Origin of the sequence: Streptosporangium sp. NBC_01469 (genome assembly GCF_036227305.1) — a bacterium.
Classification (GTDB): Bacteria; Actinomycetota; Actinomycetes; order Streptosporangiales; family Streptosporangiaceae; genus Streptosporangium.
Map to the genome: position 1 here is coordinate 2364411 of NZ_CP109465.1, position 23246 is coordinate 2387656.

Consider the following 23246-nt stretch of genomic DNA (forward strand, 5'->3'; position numbering starts at 1 on the left):
GGGGAGCGCCGCGTATGACGGGTGATCTTTCTCCTGACATCAAGGCGTCGCGTATGACCGGCGACCTTCCTTCCGATACCGGGGCGCCGCACCTGAGCGGCGATTCCGCGTCCGGGATCGAGACGCCCTGCACGACCGGCGACTCCCCGCCCTCCGGCGCGACCGCCTTCCCGGTGCGGTCCTCCCTCACGAGAAACGGCTCCCGCATGGCTGTTCCAGATTGGCCTCCGCTGGCCATAGTGATCGTCACGTATTCGAGTGGCGAGGTCGTCGAGGGCTGCCTGCGCTCGCTCGACGCGGCACTGGCCGGTGCCGGTCCGGCACGGGTCGTGGTGGTGGACAACGCCTCGGCCGACGACACCGTCGAGCGGGTGCGCGAGGTCGCGCCGGAGGCCGAGGTGATCCAGACCGGCCGCAACGCGGGCTTCGCCGCCGGAGTGAACGCGGGCATCGCCGCCGCGGACGGCTGCGACGTACTGGTGCTGAACCCCGACATCCGGCTCGCGCCCGGCTCCGTGCTCCTGCTCCGGCAGGCGCTCGCCCTGCCGGGAACCGGGATCGCCGCCCCCCGTCTCACCGGCGAGACGGGCAAGCTCCACCTCTCCCTGCGCAGGCGTCCCACCGTGCCGAGGGCATTCGGGGAGGCACTGCTGGGCGGGCACCGGGCCGGACGCATCCCGGCGCTCGGCGAGCTGGTCGTGGACCCGGCCGCCTACGGCAGGCCGCAGACGGCCGACTGGGTGTCCGGCGCGGCCTGGATGGTCTCCCGTGCGTGCCTGGACGCCCTGGATCCCCTCGACGAACGTTACTTCCTGTACTCGGAGGAGACCGAGTACATGCTCAGGGCGGGGGAGGCGGGGTTCGCCGTCCGGTACGAGCCCCGTGCCGTGGCCGTACATCTCGGAGGCGAGCAGTCCACGTCGAGCCGGCTGTGGGCGCTGTCGTCGGCGAACCGGGTCCGGATGCACCGGGAGCGGTACGGCTGCCCGCGCGGGCAGCTGATGCGGCTGGCCGTCGGACTCAACGAGCTGGTCCGCGCGGTCGCCAAGGGTGGGGCGGGCGGGAGGCGGCACCGGGCCGCCCTGCGCCAGCTGGTCCCCCTGCGCGAGTGGCCGCTCCTGCCCGACGAGGAGGGGGCCTCTCCGACGACCCGGCCCACGACCGCCTCCCCCGTCCACGGGATCCCGGCCCCGGAGGCGGGTTCCCCGGCCCGTGAGGCGGCCTCCCCGATCGGAGAGGCGGCCTCCCTGGCCCGTGAGGCTGGTTCCCCGGCCCGTGAGACGGTTTCCCCGGTTCGCCGGATGGCCGATCCCGCCCATGCGACGGCCTCTCTGGCCAGGGAGGGGTCCTCCCCGGCCGAGGAGAGGGCCTCTCCCGGCTACGTCTGCTTCTCGGCGCAGGACTGGTGGTACCACAACCGGGCGCACTCGGACTTCCAGCTCATGCGCTCGGTCGCCGCCCACAGGAAGGTCCTCGTGGTCAACAGCATCGGGATGCGCATGCCGATGCCGGGCAGGTCCACGCAGGTGCTGCGGCGCGTCGGGCGCAAGCTGCGCAGCGTCGCGATGCTCGTCAGGAGGCCGCTGCGGGAGCTGCCCGGCTTCTACGTGATGTCCCCGCTGCCGCTGCCCTTCTACGGGTCGCCGCTGGCCAGACGGGTGAACGCGCTGCTGGTCCGGGCCCAGGTGCTGGCCGTCTCGCGAGCACTCGGGCTGCACCGGCCCGTGATCATGGTGACCATCCCCACGGCGTGGGACGTGGTGCGGCCGATGCGCAGGCGCGCGCTGGTGTTCAACCGCTCCGACCGGCACTCGTCGTTCCCCGAGTCCGACCGGCCGACCATCGAGGCGCTGGAACGCGGCCTGCTCGAAAGCTCCGACCACGTGGTCTACGTCAGCACCGCGCTGATGGGCGAGGAGAGCGGCATGACCGGAGACCGCGCGCACTTCCTCGACCACGGCGTGGACACCGACCACTTCCGGCGGCGCCCGGAGAGCGAACAGCCCGCCGACCTCCGCGCCATCCCCGGGCCGAGGGTGGGTTTCTTCGGCGCGCTGGACGACTATCTCGTCGACTTCGACCTTCTCGAACGGATCGCCGTCGAGCTGCCCGACGTCTCGCTGGTCCTGATCGGCGACGCGACCGTCCCGATGGAACGCCTCACCCGCCATCCGAACGTCCACTGGCTCGGATTCAGGCCGTACGAGCGAATTCCCGCGTACGGATCGGGGTTCGATGTCGCGATCATGCCGTGGCTGGACAATCCGTGGATCAGGAATTCGAATCCGATCAAGCTCAAGGAGTATCTCGCGCTGGGCCTGCCGGTGGTCAGCACCGATTTCCAGGAACTCGTGAACTATGCCGACCGCGTGAGAATCGCGGCCGACGGCGACCTTTTCATCGACGCCGTTCGCGCGACGTTGCGCGACGGGGGTCTGCAGCCGGCGGACACCATGCGGGGATCCGTGCTCGGTGCCTCCTGGTCGTCGCGTGCCGCGCAGCTGATGGCGCTCGCCGAGCTGTCGCCGGGTCCGCGATGAGGAGGACAGGATCATGAGATCTGGAAACCACGCACGGACGGAGGGACGCCGGGTCAGGCGACCGCTGCCGGTGCTGGCCGGGGTGGGAGCCATCTCGGTGTCGGCGGCGGTGCTCGGGCTCACCCTGATCGACGCGCCCGGGAGCCAGGGCCAGGGCCCGCTCGCGGGCGCGTCGGCCGGCGCCCTCCCGGAGACGGCGGCCCCCGGGAGGGCACCGGCCGACGCGTGGTCGGCCGCGGGGCCTCCCGCGACGGCCGCGCGGGTGCCGTGGGAGGGCGGCCCCGCCTACTACGGGCGGTTCGCCGCACCGGCGGCGGCGGGCTGGACGAACCCGTCGTTCTTCCCGGTGGGCGTCTGGTTCGAGTCCGTGATCACCCAGGCCGACGTGGACAAGGACCGGGCCGCCGGGATCAACACCTACGTGGAGCTGACCGGGACCAGCGACATGGCGCTGGTGCGGAAGAACGGCATGTCGGCGCTGACGAGCGCTCCGCTGACCGGCTATGGCAAGGAGACGGTGGGCTGGCTGCTCAACGACGAGGTCGACATGTGGGCGAAGGCCGGAGACGCCGGGTGGACCGGCAACCACCCCGGCGAGGGTCCCCTGTGCGTCCCCGAGGACAGGGGATGCGGTTTCACCGTGCTGCGTACCCAGAAGGAAAGGCTCCCGAAGGGCGACGGCAGGATGCACTACGCCAACTACGGCAAGGGCGTGATGATGTGGGAGCGGGACGCGGACGCCGCCGCGTTCGTCAACCGCTTCACCGACGTCGTCTCGTCCGACGTCTACTGGTACACCAGCGCGAGCGTCTGCCTGGACGGGCAGAACTTCCTGTCCCTGCCGGTCTCCAAATGCCGCAGGGCCGCCAACTACGGCTCCGTCCTCGACCGCCAGCGCGAGCTGGACGTGCTGGACGGCCGTCGCCAGCCGATCTACGGTTTCGTCGAGGTCGGCTGGCCCGCCGAGAACGACACCCGGGCCATCCAGCCGCAGCAGGTGACGGGCGCGGTGATGAGCTCGCTGATCCACGAGGCCCGGGGTATCATCTACTTCAACCACAACTTCGGCGGGCCGTGCCACTCCCAGCACGTCCTGCGGGAGAGGTGCGGGCAGAAGGTCAGACCCGCGGTGGCCGAGGTCAACCGGCGCATCGGGCAACTGGCCCCCGTGCTGAACACCCAGTCGTACGCGCACCGCTTCGGCCCCGGCCTCGACACCATGCTGAAACACCATCAGGGTTCGTACTACGTCTTCGCGATGCCCAGCGCGAACGCGGCCCCCGGCAGGCACACGTTCACCCTGCCGCGCGGGCTGCGGGCCACGCGTGCCGAGGTCCTCTTCGAGAACCGGACGGTCCCCGTCGACGGCGAGGGCAGGTTCACCGACTCCTTCGCCGCCGAATACTCCCACCACATCTACCGGATCACGCCTTAAGGCGTGATCCGGTAGATGTGGTGTCGGCTTGGTGTAGATCATCCATGTGGATGAGGAGCGTCTGAAACGTCACGACCTGACGGACGAGGAGTGGGCGCGACCGGAGCCGCTGCTACCGGTGAGCACGAGCTGGGGGAGTCCGTCCGGATCCCGCGCAGGGCACTGGGACGGTCGCGCACGCGCCCGGCGCGGGTGCTGGCCGACAAGGTGTACTTCGCTCGCGCACAACCGCCGTTATCCGCCGGCATCGCGCCGCGGCCACCCGCTACGACGAGCGTGAGCGGATCTACCAGGGCACCCTCGCCGTCGCCTCGATCTGCATCTGGCTCCGGCACCTCGTCATGTGATCACAGGACACACTTCATGTCGCCGGGCAGAACACCGACTTGAGAGCGTCCGTGATGCGCCGCGGTGCGGTGACGCGCTCGGCGTCGTCCATGGCCACCGTCACGGACACGGCGAACTGCACGCGGCCGTCCGAGGAAGTGACGGTCGCGGCGGAGAAACCGGGCGCGCTGCCACCGCTCGCTGGGGCGAACTCGGGGTTGCCCGCGCACGGGCCGCCCGGGGGCAGCGGCGGCAGGCCGGGCGGCGGGTCGGTGAGTAGTTTGCTCAGGGACTCCGGCAGGAGCCTGCCCTGGCGGAGGGCGCGCTGGAAGGCGCTCACGTCGCGCGCGGTGGAGACCACGCCGCCGGCGCCGAGCATGGTGGTGACGTTGATCTTGTCGACATCGCGCAGCGTGCCCGTCTCGTCCGGGGCGTAGCCGTGCCCGTGCGGGCCCTTGATGCCCTCGGGCGCTTTTGCGGGCAGGTAGGTATCGCTCATTCTGAGCGGGGTGAAGAGCCTCCGGTTGAGTTCGGCCGCCAGTGACCTTCCGGACAGCTTCTCGATGATCATGCCGAGCAGGATGTAGTTGGTGTTGGAGTAGTTGAAGGTCCCGATCTCCACGGGCCGGGGCTTCTCACGCGAGGCCGCCAGCAGGTCGGCCGGGCGGTAATTGCGCGTGGGGTCCAGAGGATCCACGTCCGGGCTGAGGTAATCGGGAATGCCCGAGGTCAGCTGGATCAGGTGGCGCACCGTGATCTCGTCGGCCCGCTCCACCAGGTTCTTTTCCGCCACCTTCGGCAGGACCGCGCTGAGTTTGTCGTCCAGGCTCAGCTCGCCTTCCTTGACCAGTTGCAGCACCACGGTGGCGGTCATGTTCTTGGTCTGCGAGCCGATCCGGTAGCGGGCGTTCGACGGGATCGCGCCGCCCTTGCCGTGGAGCAGGCGGGACCCGGCCGATCCCTTCCCGACCCGCTTGCCGTCCATGTACACCTCGCCGATGGCGCCTACCACGTGGCCCGTCTTCACCAAGCCTTCCATCGCCTTCTGCACGTCCCCGACCTTGACGGGGTCGGCAGATGCCGAGGCGGTTGCGGGCGAGGCCATGCTCAGAGCCAGCGCCACGCACGCCACTGAGGCGACGTGAGCCGCTGTCGCTCGACGCGAAACCATAAAGTCTCCCTCTGCGGAAGTCCGAGACTCGGATGTCGAGCCACAGTTCTAGGGCAGGGAGTGTTTCCTTGATGTTAGGCCTGAAGACGCGGCTACGGTTTGCGCCCCCGTAATCGCGCAACGCAGCGGCAGCGGCCGCGGTCCCCTCCCCGGCGAAGTCGGTGACCTTGCCGGCGGGATCTCCTGCCCACCGCCATCACATGATCACGGGACACGCTCTAGTGCCCCTCGTCCTGAAAAGGAAGGCGCCAGCGGGCCCAGACGGTCTTGCCGGGGCGGTCGGGGAGAGGCGTGACGCCGTGGTCGTGGGCAAGAGCTTTGACAATGGCCAGGCCACGACCGTGAACGGCCTCGGCGTCGAGGGCGAGGTGGCGGGGCTGCCCGCTTCCCCGGTCGGTGACCTGGACCTGGAACTCGTCCGCGCTTGCCCACAGGGAGAGCCTGACCACGGGCTCACCGTGAACGATCGCGTTGGCGAGCAACTCGTCGGCCACCATAACGACATCGTCGACGAGGTGACGCAGCTCCCAGGCGACGAGGGTCTCGCGCACCATGACACGGGCCTCGCCGACGATCGGCAGGTCATGCGGCAGGTCCCAGCAGACGGCCCGAGGGTCGTCCGGGAGGTGTGGAGCGTCCAGAGCCGGTGGGACGTCCGGGTTCTCGGGCATGGATCCTCCTCGGGGTGGCGGTGTGCCGTGTTCGGCCTCGCGTATCAGGTCGCGTAGCTCGTCGGCGGTGTCGGCCCGCACGATCAGGGGTTCGGGAGCGGGCCACGTGGCGATGGCGTGGAAGTGCCGGGTGCCCAGGCCGTACCAGACGGTCCAGGCGGGCTCGATCCGGTCGAGCCGCTCGGCGGCGGCTCGTTCGGCCGGGTCCCAGGGCCGGGAGTCGACCTGCGCGATGGCTGCTCCTCGCCGATGCCGCCCGCTCTGCCGGGCGTGAGGATCACGTCCGTTCACGCTGTCGCTCCCTGCCGGTACGGGGTGTGCTTGGGGGTACGGGGGCCCGGTGGCCGTCCACGCCGGTACGGCACCGAGGTCGTGGCCACAGGCTGATCCGGCCGCCGGTGCCGACCAGGGGAGACCTCCGGAGACCGCGCGGGGAAATCGGTGGGGGTCGGGCGGATGGGCGTCGCGACGGGTGGGCGGCCGGAGAGATTGAGGCGGCGGCGGACGCTCATTCGGGCGTGGACCTGGGCGGGGGTGGGCTGCTCCCAGTGGTGGTGGGCGCGGTGCGGGAGGCTGGCGGCCTCGTGCGCGTACGGGGGATGGCCGCACCAGCGGCAGCCGAGCGGCATCGGCGGCCGGTTCGCGTGCCAACGCACCCGGATCGGCCTGGGGTTTCCTCTAGGGTTGCGCATCAGATCGGACCTCCAGAGTCCGGTCGAGGGGCTTGTCATGGCGTGCTGTGCCGTGGCAGGCCCCGCTCTGTTTGTGGGTTGGGGACGATGTACCGGTGTGTGTTCGCCTTGCGGGGGAGGCGACGCCGCAGGACTTACTCAGCGGTGACAGGTGTGTGTCCGGCAGAGGTATGAAGTACGACCGGAAGTGCGTTTTTCGCTGAATCGACGGCCATTTCTACTCCTCTTATCCGGACATACGTGTTGATTTTTCCGACGGCCTTGGAGGGGTGCTCTCCGAGCGCAGGGAAGGGCCGCTCCGGCGGTGTTTTTGCTTTCCTAACCCTCTTCACAGGGTGCTCTCGGATGGCTACTTTGGGTATCGAAAGTCGAGGCACATCAGTGTGACAGTTTGTGGAAGTCTGTGCCCCTCGTGTCGCCATGTGGAATTCCCCGCTAGACGGAGCCGAAATGTCCATGAACCCCAAGCCCAACCCGAAAAACGAAAAATGGGTTCTCTTTGGTGCGGAACTCCGTAAGTACCGGAAAAAGGCAAAAATGACCCAGGATGATCTGGCCGAGGTGACTCAGTTCAGCAGGAGCCTGCTGAGCTTCACAGAGAGAGGCGAGCGCAACCCCAGCCACAATCTGGCGCGACGCTGCGACGAGGCTTTGGGCGCGAACGGGGAACTCCTCCAGTGCTGGACGCACATCACCCATGCGGCGAGCCCCCGATGGTTTCGGGATTGGCTAGAGGTCGAACCGGCAGCGCACACGCTGCACACTTGGCAACCGCTCGTCGTGCCTGGTCTTCTTCAAACCGAGGAGTACGCGCGAGCAGTGCTGCGCGGAAAGCCCGGCGTAACGGATGATGAGCTGGAGAAACTCGTGGCTGCTCGAATGGAGCGGCAAGCCATCTTCGCCCGGCCTGCCCCGCCGATGCTGCGAGTGGTGCTGGACGAGGGCGTTCTGCGTCGCCCGATCGGCGGTAAGGAAGTCATGCGTGCTCAGATCGAACGCCTGCTCATAAGCTTCGCGTCACCCAAGATCGTTATCCAGGTGCTTCCACTGGTGCTTGGAGTGACCACAGGGGTTCTTGGTGGTTTTGTCATTGCGCAGATTCAAGGGAGTGCGGATATTGTGTATCTCGAATCTGCACTAAACGGCCAAGTTACCAATAAGTCGGAGGATGTCGAAGCCATCCAAGCTACGTACGACACCATCCGAGCTGAGGCACACTCTCAGCATGTCTCGATCGACGTGATCAGAGAGGCAGCAAAAACATGGATCTGAGCGACGAGCTGAGGACCGCTGACTGGCGTAAGGCCACCAAGAGCGGGCCCAACGGCGGGGACTGCCTTGAAGTGGCTCCGCTGTCGGGTGGTCGGGTGGGTCTGCGTGACACCGAGGCTCCCGAGCGGGCGCCCTTCGTGGTGAGCGCGAGTGTCTGGGACGCCTTCGTGGATGGGGCGAAGAAGGGCGAGTTCGACTTTTAGCCCAATCTCGGAACACGGGAAGGCTCTCGGCTACCACCAGGGGCTTTCCTGTCCGTGCCGCTACCGGTAGAGAGGCGGAGCGATCGTGGGCTTGAGTGAAGAACTGAGGACCGCTGACTGGCGTAAGGCCACCAAGAGTGCGTCAAATCAGGGCGATTGCCTGGAGGTCGCTCCGCTGTCGGGTGGTCGGGTGGGTCTGCGCGACACCGAGGCTCCCGAGCGGGCGCCCTTCGTGGTGAGCGCGAGCGTCTGGGACGCCTTCGTGGATGGCGCCAAGAAGGGCGAGTTCGACTTCTAGCCCCAACCTCGGAACACGGGAAGGCTCTCGGTCATCGCCAGGGGCTTTCCCGTCTGAGGATGCGGCCGCCTGACCTTCCCTACGACACAACCCCCCCAGGACCGGGAGGCCGGGCTCTCGCCACGGCGGGCACGCCCCCCGGGAAGTTGCCACCGGGTGTGATCACGGGTGGTCCGCAGGACGAGCCAGCGGGCCGCCTCGTCGAGGACGAGAAGATGGGCGGTGACCGCCCAGCCGTACGGCCCGCCGGTGGAAGCGGGCCGTACATCCGGCCCGGTCATTTCCGGGTGGCGGTGATCAGGTTACGGGCGCCCTGGTGGAGCAGGTCGGCGGCGACACGGGCGCCGAGGGTGGCGGGGTCATCGTGGGTGCCCCAGGCGTGGGAGCGGACGAACGCGCTGCCGTCGCGGTTGAACACCATGCCGAACATGGACATCTTTCCGTCGGCGGTGGTGGAGGCGTGTCCGGCGATGGGGCTGTTGCAGTGGCCGAAGAGCATGTGCAGCATGGTTCGCTCGGCGAGGATGTGCTGGGCGGTCGCGGGGTGGTTGAGTTCGTCCAGGAGCCGCATCACAGGGGCATCGGAGCCGCGGGCCTGGATGCCGACGACGCCGGCGCCCACGGGCGGGACCATGGACACGACGCCTTCGTCGGCGCTGTGGAACTCCAGGGGCAGGATCTCGTGGTGGCGGTCGAGCAGTCCGAGGCGGAGCAGGCTGGTGCGGGCGAGGATCAGCGCGGCGTACTTGCTGCCGTCCTCGTCGAGTTTGGCCAGGCGGGTGTCGACGTTGCCACGGATGCGTTCGGTGCGCAGGTCGGGCCGGTGGATGCTGAGCTGGGCGCGGCGTCGTACGGAGCTGGTGCCGATCAGTGACCCGGCCGGGAGGTCGGCCAGGGCTACGCCGTCGCGGGTGACCACGACGTCGCGAACGTCATCGCGTGGCAGGTAGGCGCCAAATGCCGTCCCCTCGGCCAACGGCACGTCGCCAGGGACGTCCTTTATGCAGTGGACGGCTATGTCGATCCGGCCACTGGTCAGCGCGCGGTCGATTTCCTTGCTGAAGGCGCCCTTGCCGCCGATTTCGGCGAGGTCGCCGGGCCACAGGTCGGCGCTGACCTGCGTGGGCACGATCTCGATGGGTACGCCGGGTGCGAGCTGGGTGACCAGTTCGGCGACGTGGCCGGTTTGGATCTTGGCCATGGTGGAGGTACGGGTGCCGATCCGCAGCGGGTGCGAGGCGAAGCGGGACATCAGAATCTCGGTCAGCGGGTTCACGGATTCTTCCTGTTAGAGGATGGTCGCGGGTAGCACGGCCGCGCGACGAGCTATGGCAACGGTGATTATTCGATTGCGAAGCGTAGTCATATTTCTCGAAGTGACGACCACGCTTCGCGGGAGAACCGTCGCGGCACCATCCTTGCGAGCGGTGACCGCGCCCCTCTGATCAGGGGGCACTCGATCTGCTGCGTCAGGTGCGTACTGGCTGAAGGTCGTGGACTTGGACGATCAACTGGGTGGCGAGCGCACGGCGAAGGAGGTCCCACTGCGGCGGCCCCTGCCGGTTGTTCAGGACGCGGGCACGCAGCACCCCGTTGGCCCGGTCGCTGCGACGTTCGCCGTCGAAGGCGAGCCGTAGCCCGCCGAGCGGGCGCCGGGCGAACCGCAGGGGCTGCGGTGCGACCTCGTGTTCGTGGGCGATGACGTAAGGGACACGAAGCTGTGTCGGCGCGACGCCGGTCACTTTGTCCTCCCGTCCGGTGCGAGGGACCACGTCACCCGCGCCGCCGGGCATCCCAGCTCAAGATCTCGGATCGTCGTTCCGGTCACGTCAGCGGGGTCACTCGCGGGGCCGCCTTTGCGGCGTGCCTCAAGAGAACCGTCCGGGTTCTTCGTCACGTCGAACTCCGGTATCTCCAGCGTCACGCCTTCTCCTTCGGGAGCGCGGCAAGGATCAGATCCACGACCGCGTAAGGCTGGTCAGCGTTCACCAGCTGGGTCGTGACCCCCACCGAAGGCAGCGAGACCACGAAGTAGCCGGAGCGGTCTCCCACGGTCACGCTCGCCACCTCCCAGCCGTCGAGGCTGTGCGCGATCAGCTCGAAGCGGTCCTCTCGCGGAAACGGAAGCGGCCGGTGGCTACGGAGGCGGAGCCCCACGTAGTGAATGATCGACGTACGAACACCTTGCGCACTGACCAACCGTGCGAGGCCAATCAACCCCTCGGGAAGTTCTTGCCCGACAGGGCTCGCTGTCTCGTCGCCCTCGCGCCCCCCGACACGGGCCTCTGTCACTGTCTGTCCGGATGCCATAACCCAGACGTTAGAAGCGAACGCTTTCGCGGCCGGAAAAGTTGTCCAAGTTTGCCGTCTACTAAGAGGGCAAAGCCTCGATCGCTTGAAGAATCAGTGCCTTCGCAGACTCACCGATAGCGCCTATGAAGAACAGGCGTTCCCAGGCTGACACGTACATGGCGACTTCCTCGGGCTGCGTGATCGTCAGATAGCCCGACACCAACTCCACGTTCGTCTGGGCAAAGTCGGTCATTGTGAACGATTCCTCGGGCCACACGCCCCACCCGGTGGTGGTGCGGTCGGCAGTGCGAGGAATGATCGCGATCAGTACCGACGGCATCAGCATCACCGACAACAGATGTCGTAGTTGCTCGGCGTGGACGCTGGGTCTCGTGGTTCGGTACCACAGCACGCTCTCTTCGAGGAGGAACACGAAGCGGGCGTCAGCCCGATGTAGCACACGGCGGCGTTCCATCCGCTCTGCCACCGCCTCCGTGACGTCGTTCACTGCGACGGCCTGCTCGTGCCGCACCGCCTCCAGCGCGGCCGTCGTGTATCCCTCCGTCTGGAGAAGGCCAGGGATGACCCTGTTCGAGTACACGCGCATCAAGCGCACACGCTCGTATCGCTCCCTGACCGACTCCTGTGCCCCCTTGAGCCCACGCCGGTTGAGCTGCTGGTAGCTGACCCACATGCTGGCCGCCGCACGGAGCTCGGCCAGCAGTTCCTCCGTACGCCCAGGTGGCACACCGCAGATCCGGCACCATGTGCGCAGGTCTTCGGGTGAGATGGGGCGTGCGGCATGCTCAATCTTGGAGATCTTGGAAACCCCATGCCAGCCCGCTAGCTCAGCCAGCTTGCGGCCGGTAAGGTCCGCGTCCTCGCGAATCTCGCGAAGTTGATCGGCGAGACGTTGCCGTGCGGCTTGAGCGCTGGAAGAGGACGAAGGCGATGGCGACATGATGAAGTTCTACGTACCGATCTGAGCTATTGCGGCTGGTACTCCTCGTGCGGAGTCGCCCGTTCCCAGATCTGCTCGAACATGGCGATACACCGAGTGACCATGTCCGGGTCGTTGGTGAACTGGTCCGCTTCTGTGTCTACTCCCGCACCAGAGTTGAAATTGAAGCAGACCACCCGGCCGTCGAACATCCAGAAGTCCGTACCAGGCAGTACCAGGTCGAACGCTCGGCGGCGCGGCAGCCATCGCACCTCCTCACCGGCCTTCACGTTCTCGTCGGTGATCATGTGCTCCCAGCGGATGTAGTCGCTGATGGGCTCAGATACTACGCGTGCCCGTCGTATCCGCACTCCGCGCCCTACAGCCTCTCGAACCGTGTCCGTCCATCCGCTTCTGTCGTAGCGGCCCGAGCCACCGGCCAGGAAGTCCTGGAATGCCGGATGGTTGGGATCGTAGGTGTCACGTGTCTCCAGGTGGACGGCTGAATGCCGAACCCCGCGAATCATGTCTCTGATCGACGTCGGTCCGTGCCCTGCCCGGCCTTCCTCGAAAGTGCCCGCGATGGCTTCAGCGATGATCGGCTTCATTCTGCCGGGTTGCCACACCACCACCTCATCTGCCCCTATGGGACTGTGCGCAGCGATCTTGGCCAGTAGTACCGGATCGGTGACCAGCTTCCCTTGAAAGAGGATCCTGTCTGCCTCGTCATCGACGAACACGGCGCAACACTTGTCGTCCGGCGAGTTGGGGTCCATACCTACGAAGTGGAATGCCATGTGGTGCTCCTCGCTCGTGGTTGCCCGATGTTGTCCTCAACCGGGGAGCCTGAACGCAGGTTGCGGCACAGTCAAGGGACTTGGGAAAGTTGAGGTCATCACGAGTCAGCAGCCGTACTGGCAAGAGCGGCGATGAGCCCGAGCGATCAAGCCTCGGTTGCCGAGGGATGGTGGCAACAGTTTGCATTGCGACCGCCAGGGGCTTTTTCGTCCGTATCGCCAACAGCGGAGAAGTGGGAAGCTGTGGATCCGAGCGACAACCTGAAGACCGCGACCTGGCGTAAAGCCACCAAGAGCGGACCCAATGGTGGGGACTGCCTTGAAGTGGCTCCGCTGTCGGGCGGTCGGGTTGGCCTGCGTGACACCGAGGCTCCCGAGCGGGCGCCCTTCGTGGTGAGCACGAGCGTCTGGGACGCCTTCGTCGACGGCGCCAAGAAGGGCGAATTCGACTTCTAGCCCCAACCCCGGAAACGTGAGAAGCCCCCAGCCAGGCGGCCGAGGGCTTCTGTCGTCGTGCGAGCTATGCCACGGTGTATTCGACGTCACCGAAGTCGGCCACCACACGCAGTCGCCCGCCAAGGGCCTCGACATAGGAGCGCAGGGTCGCCACCTCGACACGGTCGACCTCGCCGTGTTCGATGGCCGAGACTCTCGGGCCGGAGACCCCCATGGTGGTGGCCACGTCGCGCTGGGTCAGATCCTGCTCACGCCTGATCTCCGCGAGCTTGTGCGCCCTGACCTCCGCGGCGAGCTGTTCCATCGCAGCGGACTTCTCGGCATCCGATTGCACAGGCAGTCCCGCAGCCTGGCGCCGCTCCCGCGCCCGCTGCTTCACCTCGTCCCAGTTGACCGCGCTCATTCGTACTCCCTGCTAGCCAGTTCCGCTATGTGCTCGGCGTACCGCTTCTCCGCCATCGGTACGTTCGTGTCATACCAATGACCCCAGTTGCCGGCCTTGTCACCCGCGACCAGCAGCACTGCCCGGCGAACCGGGTCGAATGCGAACAGAATGCGGATCTCACTTCCTTTTGACGAACCAGGTCGCAATTCTTTCAAATGGTGGTTGTCGGCTCCCTTGATGCGATCCACCAGCGGTCGGCCAAGTGTCGGCCCGACCTGCGCCAGCATGTCTATGGCGTTTTCAACCTGCTCGGCGCTGTCCCAGTCGTCCTGGCATAACTGGTCGTACCAGTCGGCGACCTCAGTAACCAGCACGACCTGCCATCCAGCTCCATCCATAGCTTAACCCTGGCATTAAGGCAGCAGCAAGGAGGCGCTTTTCTGATCAGCGGAGCAGGCCGCCTGCTCCGCTTCTACCGGCTTGTCCTTTTGTGACTGTTTGCAGGTGCGGACCGTCCCTGGTGGTGTCAAGCGGTGAAGGCGTCGTCGCTGAGGTACTCGACGTCGCCGAAGTCGGCCGCCACGCGCAGTCGCCCGCCGAGAGCCTTGACATAGGAGCGTGAGGACGCCCGGCAGGGCCGGGCGCTCAGCCGTTTTCGCGGGCGAACCAGTCGACGGTCCGGCGCAGACCCTCCTCAAGTCCCACGGCGGGCCGCCAGTGGAGGATCTCGGCGGCTGCGGTCGTGTCGGCGATCCTGGCGCTGTCCAGCGCTCTGTCGGTGAGCGCGCCGTAGCGGGGGCGGGCCCGGCCGCCGACGATCCGGGAGAGCAGTTCCACGGTGTCGCGGATGGAGGTGCCCGTCCCCGTGCCGATGTCGAAGGCGCGGCCCGCCGCGTCCGGGGTCTCGCCTGTGGCGAGGAAGGCGTCGACCACGTCGTCGACGTACACCCAGTCGAGATGGCGCGTTCCACTGCCGAGCTCGGGTTCGCGCCCGCGCAGCAGCGACAGCGCCACGTAGGGGACCAGCTTCCGGGTGTCCTGGCGGCCAGGGCCGTAGACCATGCCGATCCGCAGGTTGCTGACCTGGACACCCCACAGGTGGTGGAACATCCGCGCGTAGCCGTCGGCGGCCCACTTGGACACCGCGTACGGCGAGGACGGCGCCTTGTCGCCCTCCTCGGGGCGGAGCTCCTCCAGTGAGCCCGCCAGCACCACCCTGGTCTCAGGAACCTCGGTGACCGCCGTCAGCAGGTTGACCACGCTGGTGAGGTTGCTGTGCAGCATCGGCAGCACGAGCCGCGGATCCCTCGCCCCGGCGACCTCGCTGGCCAGGTGGAACACGACGGCGGGGCGGGTCGAGCCGACGAGCCACTCGACCGCGCCCGCGTCGGCGACGTCCGCGACGTGCCACGTCTCGCCGTTCGAACTCTCCCCGGGTCGGCGGCTGACCGCGTGCACCCGCGCGCCGAGCGCGCTCAGGCGCCGTACCAGGTGGGTCCCGATGAAGCCACCGGCCCCCGTCACCAGCACGGGCCTCGCCCGCCAGTACTCTTCCGCTACCGGGCTGGCCATACGCTTTTCTCCTGATTTAGGGGGATTTGTGGCAGATAAGCGCTAAGGCCCGCTCCGAAGAGCGGGCCTTAGCGTTTGGTGCCGTGCGTTTGTTTCCGATCAGCCGATGCGCCAGGTGTCCCCGCCGAGCAGCAGGTCGTTCAGGTCGCCGGGCCCTCGCTCGCCGACGGCCTCCTGGAGCTGCTCGGCCATGAGCTCGTCGTAGGAGGGGCGGTCGACGTTGCGGAAGACGCCGATCGGGACGTGCTCGAAGGCGGGCTCGTCCAGCCGGGAGAGCGCGAAGGCCAGCGACGGGTCGGCGCGGTGGGCATCGTGCACGAGGATCTCGTCCTCGCTCACCGCCGACCTCGGGACGACCTCGATGCCGCCGTCGGCCGCCCTGCGCACGGCCTTGGACGCCGAGGCGATGGGCTGCCCGTGCTCCAGGCGCAGCGTGATGTCGTCGCGCTGCTCCGGGTCCTTCAGCTGCTCGAAGGCGTTGTCGTTGAAGATGTTGCAGTTCTGGTAGATCTCGACCAGGGAGGTGCCCCGGTGCTCGACGGCCTCGCGCAGCACCGACTGGAGGTGCTTGCGGTCGGAGTCGATGGTCCTGGCCACGAAGGAGGCCTCGGCGCCGATGGCCAGCGAGATCGGGTTGAACGGCTTGTCCAGCGAGCCCATCGGGGTCGACTTCGTGATCTTGCCGACCTCGGAGGTCGGGGAGTACTGGCCCTTGGTCAGGCCGTAGATCCTGTTGTTGAACAGCAGGATGTTCAGGTTGACGTTGCGGCGCAGCGCGTGGATGAGGTGGTTGCCGCCGATGGACAGCGCGTCGCCGTCACCGGTGATCACCCACACCGACAGGTCGGGACGCGAGGCGGCCAGGCCGGTCGCGATCGCCGGGGCGCGGCCGTGGATCGAGTGGAACCCGTAGGTGTCCATGTAGTACGGGAACCGGGAGGAGCAGCCGATGCCCGAGACGAACACCATGTTCTCGCGCTTGAGCCCGAGCTCCGGCACGAACGACTGGACCGCGGCCAGGATGGCGTAGTCACCGCACCCGGGGCACCAGCGCACCTCCTGGTCGGTCTTGAAGTCCTTCATGCCGAGCTTCACCTCGGACTTCGGGACCAGCGAAAGCGCTCCGCCCCTTCCGGGGACGGACACCGCGGGCAACTCAGCACTACTCACTGTCGATCACGTCCTGGATCACGCCGGCAAGTTCCTCGGCCTTGAACGGAAGCCCGCGCACTCGGTTGTAGCTGATGATGTCGACCAGGAAGCGGGCGCGGAGCAGCAGCGCGAGCTGGCCGAGGTTGATCTCCGGCAGGAGCACCCTGTCGTACGCGCGCAGCACCTCGCCGGTGTTGGCGGGCAGCGGGTTGAGGTGCCTCAGGTGGGCCTGGGCGACCTTGCCGCCGGCCCTCCTGATGCGCCGCGCGGCCGCCGCGATCGGCCCGTACGTGGAGCCCCAGCCGAGCACCAGCACGCGCGCGTCGCCGTCCGGGTCGTCCACGGTCAGCGGCGGGATGTCGTTCGCGATCCCGTCGATCTTGGCCTGGCGGACCCGGACCATCCGGTCGTGGTTGTTGGGGTCGTAGGAGATGTTGCCGGTGTTCTCGGCCTTCTCGATGCCGCCGATCCGGTGCTCCAGGCCCGCGGTGCCGGGGATCGCCCAGGGGCGGGCGAGGGTCTCGGCGTCGCGCTTGAACGGCAGGAAGGTGACGCCGTCCTCGTCGTTCGGCCCCGAGGCGAACTCGGTGGAGATGTCGGGAAGGTCGGCGGCGTCGGGCAGCTTCCACGGCTCGGAGCCGTTGGCGAGGTAGCCGTCGGAGAGCAGCATGACCGGGGTGCGGTATTTCACCGCGATCCTGACCGCCTCCACCGCCGCGTCGAAGCAGTCGGAGGGGGTCGAGGGCGCCACGATCGGCAGCGGCGACTCGCCGTTGCGGCCGAACATCGCCATCAGCAGGTCGGTCTGCTCGGTCTTGGTGGGCATGCCGGTGCTGGGACCCGCGCGCTGCACGTCGACCACGATGAGCGGCAGCTCGGTGGTCACCGCGAGGCCGACGGTCTCGGCCTTCAGCGCGACACCCGGCCCCGAGGTCGTCGTGACGCCCAGCGCCCCGCCGAAGGCCGCGCCGAGCGCCGCCCCGACGCCCGCGATCTCGTCCTCGGCCTGGAAGGTGCGGATGCCGAACCGCTTGTGCTTGGACAGCTCGTGCAGGATGTCGCTGGCCGGGGTGATCGGGTACGACCCGAGGAACAGCGGCAACCTCGACTGCACCGAGGCGGCGATCAGGCCGTAGGCGAGCGCCTGGTTGCCGGAGATGTTGCGGTACACCCCGGGGGCCAGCTTGGCCGGCTTGACCTCGTACGAGACCGAGAAGGACTCGGTGGTCTCGCCGTAGTTCCAGCCCGCCTGGAAGGCGGCGATGTTGGCCTTGGCGATGTCGGGCTTCTTGGCGAACTTGGTCTCGAGGAACCGGATCGTCGCCTCGGTGGGCCGGTGGTAGAGCCAGCTCAGCAGCCCGAGGGCGAACATGTTCTTCGACCGCTCGGCGTCCTTCTTGGACAGCGCGAAGCCTTCGAGGGCCTTGACCGTCAGCGAGGTCAGCGGCACCGGGTGGACCCGCCACTCGGCGAGCGAGTCGTCCTCGATGGGGTTGGCGGCGTAGCCCACCTTCTGCAGGTTGCGCTTGGTGAACTCGTCGGTGTTGACGATAAGGTCGGCGCCGCGCGGCAGGTCGGAGAGGTTGGCCTTCAGGGCGGCCGGGTTCATCGCGACCAGGACGTTGGGAGCGTCGCCCGGTGTGAGGATGTCGTGGTCGGCGAAGTGGAGCTGGAAGCTCGACACACCCGGCAGGGTGCCCGCGGGGGCGCGGATCTCGGCCGGGAAGTTGGGAAGCGTCGACAGGTCGTTGCCGAACTCCGCGGTTCCGGCGGTGAAGCGGTCACCGGTCAGCTGCATGCCGTCGCCGGAGTCTCCGGCGAACCGGATGATCACGCGGTCGAGTTGCTGAACCTGCTTGGTCACAGCTCAGTCCTCCTCGACGCGACAGGGCGCCGTTGCTCGTGGCACATTCTTTTTTCCATGCTAGATCCTCGGGGTCACGCGTAGTCTTTTCGCGTTCCACTCGGCGTAGGAAAGTGACCTTTGTCCCATATCCTTGGTGACCGCTGAGTCGAATCTGAGTCGAAGCCTGGGCGCGGAGTCGCGCGTCGCGGCCGTCGTACGGCCTACGGAGAAGTCTCGATCACGGACGGTAGACCCGACACAGCCCGGCCGCGAGCCGACACAGGTCAACGTGCAGGCGGCCGAAGAGGACAGTTGGGATCACGATGCCCAACTATATGTCCCGCCGCGAAGACGCTCTCATCGCCTCCGGCTATGGCCCCATAGCCCCAGGTTATGACACGGACTGCTTTTCCAGCGCGGCCGACACGGTTCCGGAGTCGTAAGTCCGGCCCGGTTCCATCGCGCGCGGGCCGTACAGTTCCGGGACGGTGACAAAGGTATAACCCTTGGCGACGAGCCCACGCAGGATCTCGGGGGCCGCGTCCACGGTCGCGCCGCGGAAGTCGCGCATGAGGACGATCGATCCGGGCCTGACCTGGGCGACGGTCCGACGGGCGATCGCCCGGGGGTCGGAGTCGTGCTCGTCCTTGGCGTCCACGTTCCAGCGCACCACGGACATGCCCAGCCGGCGCGCTATGGAGGCCACCTGCACGTCGGTCACGCCGTACGGCGGGCGCATCAGCGTGGGGACCTGGCCGATCGCATGGGTGATCGCGTACTGCGCGCGGGTGAGCTGGTCGGCGAGCATGGTGGGGGGAAGCACGGTGAGGTCGCGGTGGGACCAGCTGTGGTTGGCCACCAGGTGGCCCTCGTCGCGCATCCGCCTGAGCAGTTCGGGACGCGCGGAGGCGTTGGAACCGAGAACGAAGAAGGTCGCCCTCGCCTTGTACGCGCCGAGGATGTCGAGCAGTCGCCCGGTCTCGGGGCCCGGCCCGTCCTCGTAGGTCAGCGCCACGCACTTGACCTTCGCGCAGTCCACGCTGCCCGCCCCGGAACTGCGCGCCGCGGGCCTGTCCCTGCTCGCCGCGAGCATGTCCTCCTCGGAGGTGAGGGTCGCGGTCCCCATGGCCGCCTGCCGCGCCCGCAGCCCGGTCGCCGACAGCAGCGGTGCCGCGGTCGCGGACGGTACGGCGACCGCCACCCGGCCGGCGACGCCCAGGCCCACCTGCTCGTCGTCGAACTCCACGACGAGGTCGCCGCGCGGGTTGAAACCGATGGAGTCGAACATCGCCGGGTCCGGCCTGAGCGCGTTGGGATTCACCAGCGGCCCCCGCAGGGCCAGTTCCCCCCTGGCGAGCTCGGTCAGCGTGGCCAGCGCCGCGCCGTCCCTGAGCAGGTCGGGGGAGTCCAGGGCGCGCCGGCTCACCCGGTCGTACCAGACGGTGGTCCGGGACTCGCTCCAGCCGGAGCCCATGGACTGGCCGATGCGCAGCCGCACCCCCAGGACCTCGGGGGAGGCGGCGGCGAGCTGCCAGTCCACGTTGAACTCGGGGTTGGACAGGGCATCGGAGGGGGCCTTGTGCCGGGTGAAACGGTCGAGACTCCCGGTCATCGTCCTGCGGAGCTTCTCGGTGAGGAGGGGGGCCTCGGCGACGGCGGGGTAGGTGGCGTGCACGCGCCGGCCCGTGGTTTCCTTCGCGGTCAGAGTTCTCGTGCTCAGGCCCTGAACCATGGAGGGATCCACGTAGTTGATCAGCGTTGGCTCCGAGGGGACGGGGAGCTTCACGTGAGGGGAGGCGGTGGCTATGCCGCAACCTGCCAGCATTGCGGCCATCCAAGCGATTCCTCCGGCGAATCGCAGTTTAGGCATAAAATAACGTTATATGGGCTTATGGCGTGTTTGCCCTGACTTGATGTGAAGTGGACGGAGGCTTTAGCCGTTCCGCGGCCGGTGGTTTCCCCGCGTGACGGGAAGGGCGGATACTGCTATAGGTAGGGCGGAGAGCCCCCGTACGGCAGGTCCGGAACCGTCCGTCCGGGCAGGTTCTCCGAGCACGTCCGGCGTTCTCCGGAGCTGTCCGTCCGGCGGGTCCCGGAGCCGTCCGTTCGGCGTTCTCCGGAGCGTCCGTGCGGTGGGTCCTGGAGTGTCCGTGCGGCGTTCTTCGGAGCGTCCGTGCGGTGGGTCCTGGAGTGTCCGTGCGGCGGTCCCGGGGAAGACTCGTGTGGCGGTCCCGAGGGAGAGAGGCCATGAGCGGATATTTCGGCTCTTATGTGGTGGTCCTCGCGCTGTTCGCGATCGGCCTGCTGATCGTCGCCGGGGCAATGCTGGTCAACCGGGGACTCCGGCCCAACCGCCCCACCCCGGAGAAACTGCTCACCTACGAGTGCGGCGTCGACCCGGTCGGCGACGGCTGGGCGCAGTCCCAGATCCGCTACTACGTGTTCACCTACCTGTATGTGGTCTTCGCGGTGGACGCGGTCTTCCTGTTCCCCTGGGCGACGATCTTCGCCGCGCCCGGCTTCGGGACGACCACCCTGGCCGAGATGTTCGTCTTCCTCGGCTTCATCGCGCTCGGCATCCTTTACGCCTGGCGCAAGCGCGTGCTCACCTGGACCTGAGGGCCCGCGAGGCCGGACGAGCGCGAGCATCGACCCTGAAGGAGAATGCGTGCCATGGCGGATCTCCCGATGCCCACCGTGGGGCCAGTCTCGCGTCTGGCCCCGAAACCCATGCGCCTCATCCTCAACTGGGGGCGCCGCTACTCGCTGTGGGTGTTCAACTTCGGCCTGGCCTGCTGCGCGATCGAGTTCATCGCGACCTCGATGAGCAGGCACGACTTCATCAGGTTCGGGGTCATCCCGTTCGCCAACGGTCCCCGGCAGGCGGATCTGATGATCGTCTCAGGCACGGTGACCGACAAGATGGCACCCGCGGTCAAGCGGCTCTACGAGCAGATGCCCGACCCGAAGTACGTGATCTCCTTCGGCGCCTGCTCCAACTCCGGCGGCCCGTACTGGGACTCCTACTGCGTGACCAAGGGAGTCGATCAGATCATCCCGGTCGACGTCTACGTCCCCGGCTGCCCTCCCCGCCCCGAGGCGCTGCTCCACGGCATCATGATGCTCCAGGAGAAGATCGCCGCGGAGAACCTGGGTGACCGCTATGCCTGACCTGCCCGAACCCCCGCACCACTCCACACCCGGTTCCGCGTCTGGTTCCACCTCTGGCTCCGCTGATTCCGCCTCTGGCTCCGCTGGTTCCACCTCTGGATCCACGCCCGGCTCCGCGTCCGGCTCCGTGCCCGAACCCGCGTCCGGCTCCGTGCCCGAACCCGCGTCCGGCTCCGTGCCCGAACCCGCGTCCGGCTCCGCGTCCGGCTCCGTGCCCGGCTCCGCGTCCGGCTCCGTGCCCGAACCCGCGTCCGGCTCCGCGTCCGGCTCCGTGCCCGAACCCGCGTCCGGCTCCGCGTCCGGCTCCGTGCCCGAACCCGCGTCCGGCTCCGCGTCCGGCTCCGTGCCCGAACCCGCGTCCGGCTCCGTGCCCGGCTCCGCGTCCGGTTCCACGTCCGGTTCCACGCACGGCTTCGCGTACGGCGAGGGCGCCCGGGTGTCGGAGTCCTTCGGCCAGACCACGGTCGACGTGGATCCCGGTGACTGGCTCGGCCTGCTGGAGTCCGCCAGGGCCGGAGGCTACGAGTTCTTCGACTGGCTGACCGCGGTGGACGAGCCGCCGGAGGCGTTCGCGGTCGTCGCCCACCTTTTCGCCCCCGTCTCGCACGCCCACCTGCTGCTGCGCACCCGGGTCTCGCGCGCCGACCCCCGGCTGCCCAGCGCGGTCGGCGTCTTCCGCGGAGCCGACTGGCACGAGCGCGAGACCTTCGAGATGTTCGGCGTCGTCTTCGAGGGCCATCCGAACCTGGTGCCGCTGCTGCTCCCCGACGGCTTCGAGGGCTTCCCGCTGCGCAAGGACTTCGTGCTGGCCGCCCGGGTCGCCAAGGCCTGGCCGGGGGCGAAGGAGCCCGGGGAGTCCGGCCACGGCTCGCCGAGCCGCCGTAAGACGCTCCCGCCGGGGGTGCCCGCCGACTGGGGGCGCGAGCGTGACACCTGAGACACCCCGAAGGCCGTCTCGCGCCCATGAGGCCCGTGGGATCCGTGGTGGCCGGGGAGTTCCCCCGAGGAACCGGAGGTGCCCGTGATCGCCGAGGTGCTCGACGTCGCGGTACGGCTCGTCGTGATCGTCGCGGCCTTCCTGGTGCTGCCGCTGGTCGCCGGGCAGATGGAGCACAAGGTCATGGCGCACATGCAGGCGCGCCTCGGTCCCATGTACGCCGGGGGCTTCCACGGCTGGGCCCAGCTGATCGCCGACGGGGTCAAGTTCATGCAGAAGGAGCAGGTGATCCCGGCCGCGGCCGACCGCCGGGTCTTCACCCTGGCCCCCGGCGTGGCACTGATCCCCTACCTCCTGGTGATGGTCGTCATCCCGGTCGGACCCGGGCTGGTCGGGGTCGACCTGGACGCCGGGCTGTTCTTCGTCCTCGCCGTGATGGGGGTCGGCGTGCTCGGCTCGATCATGGCCGGGTGGTCCTCGGGCAACAAGTACTCCGTCCTGGGCGGGATGCGCTCGGCGGCCCAGCTCATGGCGTACGAACTGCCGCTGGTCCTCGCGGCCTCCAGCGTCGCGATGGCGGCGGGCACGCTCTCCCTGCCGGGCATCGTGGAGGCCTGGCAGTGGTGGTGGCTGCCCTGGCAGGCGATCGGCGGGGTGGTCTTCTTCGTCGCCGGGCTCGCCGAGCTCCGCCGCCCGCCGTTCGACATGCCGATCGCCGACTCCGAGCTCATCATGGGCCCGATGACCGAGTACACCGGCATGAGGTTCGCCCTGTTCATGCTGGCCGAGTACGCCGGGATCATCGTGGTGTCCGCGCTCACCAGCGTGCTGTTCCTCGGCGGCTGGCACGGCCCCTTCCTGCCGGGGCCGGTGTGGATGCTCCTCAAGGTCTTCCTGCTGGTCTTCGTGATCATCTGGCTCCGGGTGAGCTATCCCCGCCTCCGCGAGGACCAGCTGCAGAAGCTCGCCTGGGTCGTCCTGGTGCCGCTGGCACTGGTCCAGCTCGCGCTGACGGGAATCGTCGGTATCGCCGTGGGGTGACCCGGCTGTTTTGCGCCGTCCCGGCCGTCGTACGGGGCGATCTGACGT

Annotated in this window: 25 protein-coding genes; 10 read left to right on the forward strand and 15 right to left on the reverse strand. The window is 68.1% G+C overall.

Annotation, left to right across the window (positions count from 1 at the left end; all coding sequences use genetic code 11):
• Positions 1-206 precede the first annotated feature (206 nt).
• Both OG587_RS10760 and OG587_RS10765 read left to right on the forward strand, forming a co-directional pair.
• Positions 207-2540 (forward strand): glycosyltransferase, encoded by a 2334-nt coding sequence (locus OG587_RS10760; protein ID WP_329089248.1) that lies wholly within the window; start codon positions 207-209, stop codon positions 2538-2540.
• A gap of 13 nt (positions 2541-2553) precedes the next feature.
• Positions 2554-3975, forward strand: coding sequence for a hypothetical protein (locus OG587_RS10765; RefSeq protein WP_329089250.1), 1422 nt, complete (start codon positions 2554-2556; stop codon positions 3973-3975).
• Positions 3976-4336: 361 nt separating this feature from the next.
• Here OG587_RS10765 and OG587_RS10770 read toward each other — a convergent pair whose 3' ends face one another.
• Complete coding sequence (locus OG587_RS10770) at positions 4337-5425, reverse strand: serine hydrolase domain-containing protein (protein WP_329089252.1); 1089 nt, start codon at positions 5423-5425, stop codon at positions 4337-4339.
• 266 nt (positions 5426-5691) lie between these two features.
• Positions 5692-6435, reverse strand: coding sequence for an ATP-binding protein (locus OG587_RS10775; RefSeq protein WP_329089254.1), 744 nt, complete (start codon positions 6433-6435; stop codon positions 5692-5694).
• A gap of 857 nt (positions 6436-7292) precedes the next feature.
• Between OG587_RS10775 and OG587_RS10780 the strand changes: the two genes are divergently transcribed.
• From OG587_RS10780 to OG587_RS10790, 3 genes are all read left to right on the forward strand, one after another.
• On the forward strand, positions 7293-8108 hold the full coding sequence (locus OG587_RS10780; protein ID WP_329089256.1) for a helix-turn-helix domain-containing protein: 816 nt from the start codon (positions 7293-7295) through the stop codon (positions 8106-8108).
• Positions 8099-8311: a DUF397 domain-containing protein gene (locus tag OG587_RS10785; RefSeq protein ID WP_329089258.1), complete on the forward strand. Its 213-nt coding sequence runs from the start codon at positions 8099-8101 to the stop codon at positions 8309-8311. Before OG587_RS10780 ends, OG587_RS10785 begins: the two co-directional genes overlap by 10 nt.
• Positions 8312-8396: 85 nt before the next feature.
• On the forward strand, positions 8397-8609 hold the full coding sequence (locus OG587_RS10790) for a DUF397 domain-containing protein (protein ID WP_329089260.1): 213 nt from the start codon (positions 8397-8399) through the stop codon (positions 8607-8609).
• 277 nt (positions 8610-8886) lie between these two features.
• Here the strand turns inward: OG587_RS10790 and hemC are convergent, their stop codons facing one another.
• From hemC to OG587_RS10820, 6 genes are all read right to left on the reverse strand, one after another.
• Positions 8887-9885 carry a hydroxymethylbilane synthase gene (gene hemC, locus OG587_RS10795; RefSeq protein WP_329089262.1) on the reverse strand — a complete coding sequence of 333 codons (999 nt, stop codon included), beginning with the start codon at positions 9883-9885 and terminating at the stop codon, positions 8887-8889.
• Between the two features lie 193 nt (positions 9886-10078).
• Positions 10079-10351 carry a hypothetical protein gene (locus OG587_RS10800; protein ID WP_329089264.1) on the reverse strand — a complete coding sequence of 91 codons (273 nt, stop codon included), beginning with the start codon at positions 10349-10351 and terminating at the stop codon, positions 10079-10081.
• Entirely contained in the window at positions 10348-10533 is a 186-nt protein-coding gene (locus tag OG587_RS10805) for a hypothetical protein (RefSeq protein ID WP_329089265.1), read from the reverse strand. The genes OG587_RS10800 and OG587_RS10805 overlap by 4 nt, the downstream gene beginning before the upstream one ends.
• Positions 10530-10766, reverse strand: coding sequence for a hypothetical protein (locus OG587_RS10810; RefSeq protein WP_329089266.1), 237 nt, complete (start codon positions 10764-10766; stop codon positions 10530-10532). Before OG587_RS10810 ends, OG587_RS10805 begins: the two co-directional genes overlap by 4 nt.
• A gap of 214 nt (positions 10767-10980) precedes the next feature.
• Positions 10981-11862: a helix-turn-helix domain-containing protein gene (locus OG587_RS10815; RefSeq protein WP_329089269.1), complete on the reverse strand. Its 882-nt coding sequence runs from the start codon at positions 11860-11862 to the stop codon at positions 10981-10983.
• A gap of 26 nt (positions 11863-11888) precedes the next feature.
• Positions 11889-12638, reverse strand: a complete 750-nt coding sequence (locus OG587_RS10820) for a DUF6879 family protein (protein WP_329089271.1) — start codon at positions 12636-12638, stop codon at positions 11889-11891.
• A 243-nt stretch (positions 12639-12881) separates the two neighbouring features.
• Here OG587_RS10820 and OG587_RS10825 point away from each other — a divergent pair, with 243 nt between their 5' ends.
• Complete coding sequence (locus OG587_RS10825; RefSeq protein ID WP_329089273.1) at positions 12882-13094, forward strand: DUF397 domain-containing protein; 213 nt, start codon at positions 12882-12884, stop codon at positions 13092-13094.
• Between the two features lie 64 nt (positions 13095-13158).
• Here the strand turns inward: OG587_RS10825 and OG587_RS10830 are convergent, their stop codons facing one another.
• From OG587_RS10830 to OG587_RS10855, 7 genes are all read right to left on the reverse strand, one after another.
• Positions 13159-13497, reverse strand: coding sequence for an XRE family transcriptional regulator (locus tag OG587_RS10830; protein ID WP_329089275.1), 339 nt, complete (start codon positions 13495-13497; stop codon positions 13159-13161).
• The gene (locus OG587_RS10835) at positions 13494-13877 is read right to left on the reverse strand and encodes a type II toxin-antitoxin system RelE/ParE family toxin (RefSeq protein WP_329089277.1); all 384 of its coding nucleotides are present in this window, start codon (positions 13875-13877) and stop codon (positions 13494-13496) included. The genes OG587_RS10830 and OG587_RS10835 overlap by 4 nt, the downstream gene beginning before the upstream one ends.
• Before the next feature lie 247 nt (positions 13878-14124).
• On the reverse strand, positions 14125-15051 hold the full coding sequence (locus OG587_RS10840; protein WP_329089279.1) for an NAD-dependent epimerase/dehydratase family protein: 927 nt from the start codon (positions 15049-15051) through the stop codon (positions 14125-14127).
• A gap of 99 nt (positions 15052-15150) precedes the next feature.
• Positions 15151-16134: a 2-oxoacid:ferredoxin oxidoreductase subunit beta gene (locus OG587_RS10845; protein WP_386266844.1), complete on the reverse strand. Its 984-nt coding sequence runs from the start codon at positions 16132-16134 to the stop codon at positions 15151-15153.
• A 79-nt stretch (positions 16135-16213) separates the two neighbouring features.
• On the reverse strand, positions 16214-18067 hold the full coding sequence (locus OG587_RS10850) for a 2-oxoacid:acceptor oxidoreductase subunit alpha (protein ID WP_329089283.1): 1854 nt from the start codon (positions 18065-18067) through the stop codon (positions 16214-16216).
• A gap of 220 nt (positions 18068-18287) precedes the next feature.
• Complete coding sequence (locus tag OG587_RS47125) at positions 18288-18371, reverse strand: putative leader peptide (RefSeq protein WP_443075612.1); 84 nt, start codon at positions 18369-18371, stop codon at positions 18288-18290.
• 69 nt (positions 18372-18440) lie between these two features.
• On the reverse strand, positions 18441-19883 hold the full coding sequence (locus OG587_RS10855) for a polysaccharide deacetylase family protein (protein WP_329089286.1): 1443 nt from the start codon (positions 19881-19883) through the stop codon (positions 18441-18443).
• A 413-nt stretch (positions 19884-20296) separates the two neighbouring features.
• On the opposite strand from OG587_RS10855, the gene OG587_RS10860 reads away from it, so the two are divergent.
• The 4 genes from OG587_RS10860 (at position 20297) to nuoH (ending at position 23198) form a co-directional block, all read left to right on the forward strand.
• The gene (locus OG587_RS10860) at positions 20297-20668 is read left to right on the forward strand and encodes an NADH-quinone oxidoreductase subunit A (RefSeq protein ID WP_329089288.1); all 372 of its coding nucleotides are present in this window, start codon (positions 20297-20299) and stop codon (positions 20666-20668) included.
• A 54-nt stretch (positions 20669-20722) separates the two neighbouring features.
• Positions 20723-21220, forward strand: a complete 498-nt coding sequence (locus OG587_RS10865) for an NADH-quinone oxidoreductase subunit B (protein WP_329089290.1) — start codon at positions 20723-20725, stop codon at positions 21218-21220.
• Between the two features lie 127 nt (positions 21221-21347).
• Positions 21348-22157: an NADH-quinone oxidoreductase subunit C gene (locus tag OG587_RS10870; RefSeq protein WP_329089293.1), complete on the forward strand. Its 810-nt coding sequence runs from the start codon at positions 21348-21350 to the stop codon at positions 22155-22157.
• A gap of 87 nt (positions 22158-22244) precedes the next feature.
• Positions 22245-23198 carry an NADH-quinone oxidoreductase subunit NuoH gene (gene nuoH, locus OG587_RS10875; RefSeq protein WP_329093811.1) on the forward strand — a complete coding sequence of 318 codons (954 nt, stop codon included), beginning with the start codon at positions 22245-22247 and terminating at the stop codon, positions 23196-23198.
• The last annotated feature ends 48 nt before the right edge of the window (positions 23199-23246 follow it).

Coding starts and splice junctions, on each gene's coding strand:
- OG587_RS10760 (WP_329089248.1), top strand. CDS start 207: ATGGCTGTTCCAGATTGGCCTCCGCTGGCCATAGTGATCGTCACGTAT.
- OG587_RS10765 (WP_329089250.1), top strand. CDS start 2,554: ATGAGATCTGGAAACCACGCACGGACGGAGGGACGCCGGGTCAGGCGA.
- OG587_RS10780 (WP_329089256.1), top strand. CDS start 7,293: ATGAACCCCAAGCCCAACCCGAAAAACGAAAAATGGGTTCTCTTTGGT.
- OG587_RS10785 (WP_329089258.1), top strand. CDS start 8,099: ATGGATCTGAGCGACGAGCTGAGGACCGCTGACTGGCGTAAGGCCACC.
- OG587_RS10815 (WP_329089269.1), bottom strand. CDS start 11,862: ATGTCGCCATCGCCTTCGTCCTCTTCCAGCGCTCAAGCCGCACGGCAA.
- OG587_RS10820 (WP_329089271.1), bottom strand. CDS start 12,638: ATGGCATTCCACTTCGTAGGTATGGACCCCAACTCGCCGGACGACAAG.
- OG587_RS10830 (WP_329089275.1), bottom strand. CDS start 13,497: ATGAGCGCGGTCAACTGGGACGAGGTGAAGCAGCGGGCGCGGGAGCGG.
- OG587_RS10835 (WP_329089277.1), bottom strand. CDS start 13,877: ATGGATGGAGCTGGATGGCAGGTCGTGCTGGTTACTGAGGTCGCCGAC.
- OG587_RS10840 (WP_329089279.1), bottom strand. CDS start 15,051: ATGGCCAGCCCGGTAGCGGAAGAGTACTGGCGGGCGAGGCCCGTGCTG.
- OG587_RS10845 (WP_386266844.1), bottom strand. CDS start 16,134: ATGAAGGACTTCAAGACCGACCAGGAGGTGCGCTGGTGCCCCGGGTGC.
- OG587_RS10855 (WP_329089286.1), bottom strand. CDS start 19,883: ATGGCCGCAATGCTGGCAGGTTGCGGCATAGCCACCGCCTCCCCTCAC.
- OG587_RS10860 (WP_329089288.1), top strand. CDS start 20,297: ATGAGCGGATATTTCGGCTCTTATGTGGTGGTCCTCGCGCTGTTCGCG.
- OG587_RS10865 (WP_329089290.1), top strand. CDS start 20,723: ATGGCGGATCTCCCGATGCCCACCGTGGGGCCAGTCTCGCGTCTGGCC.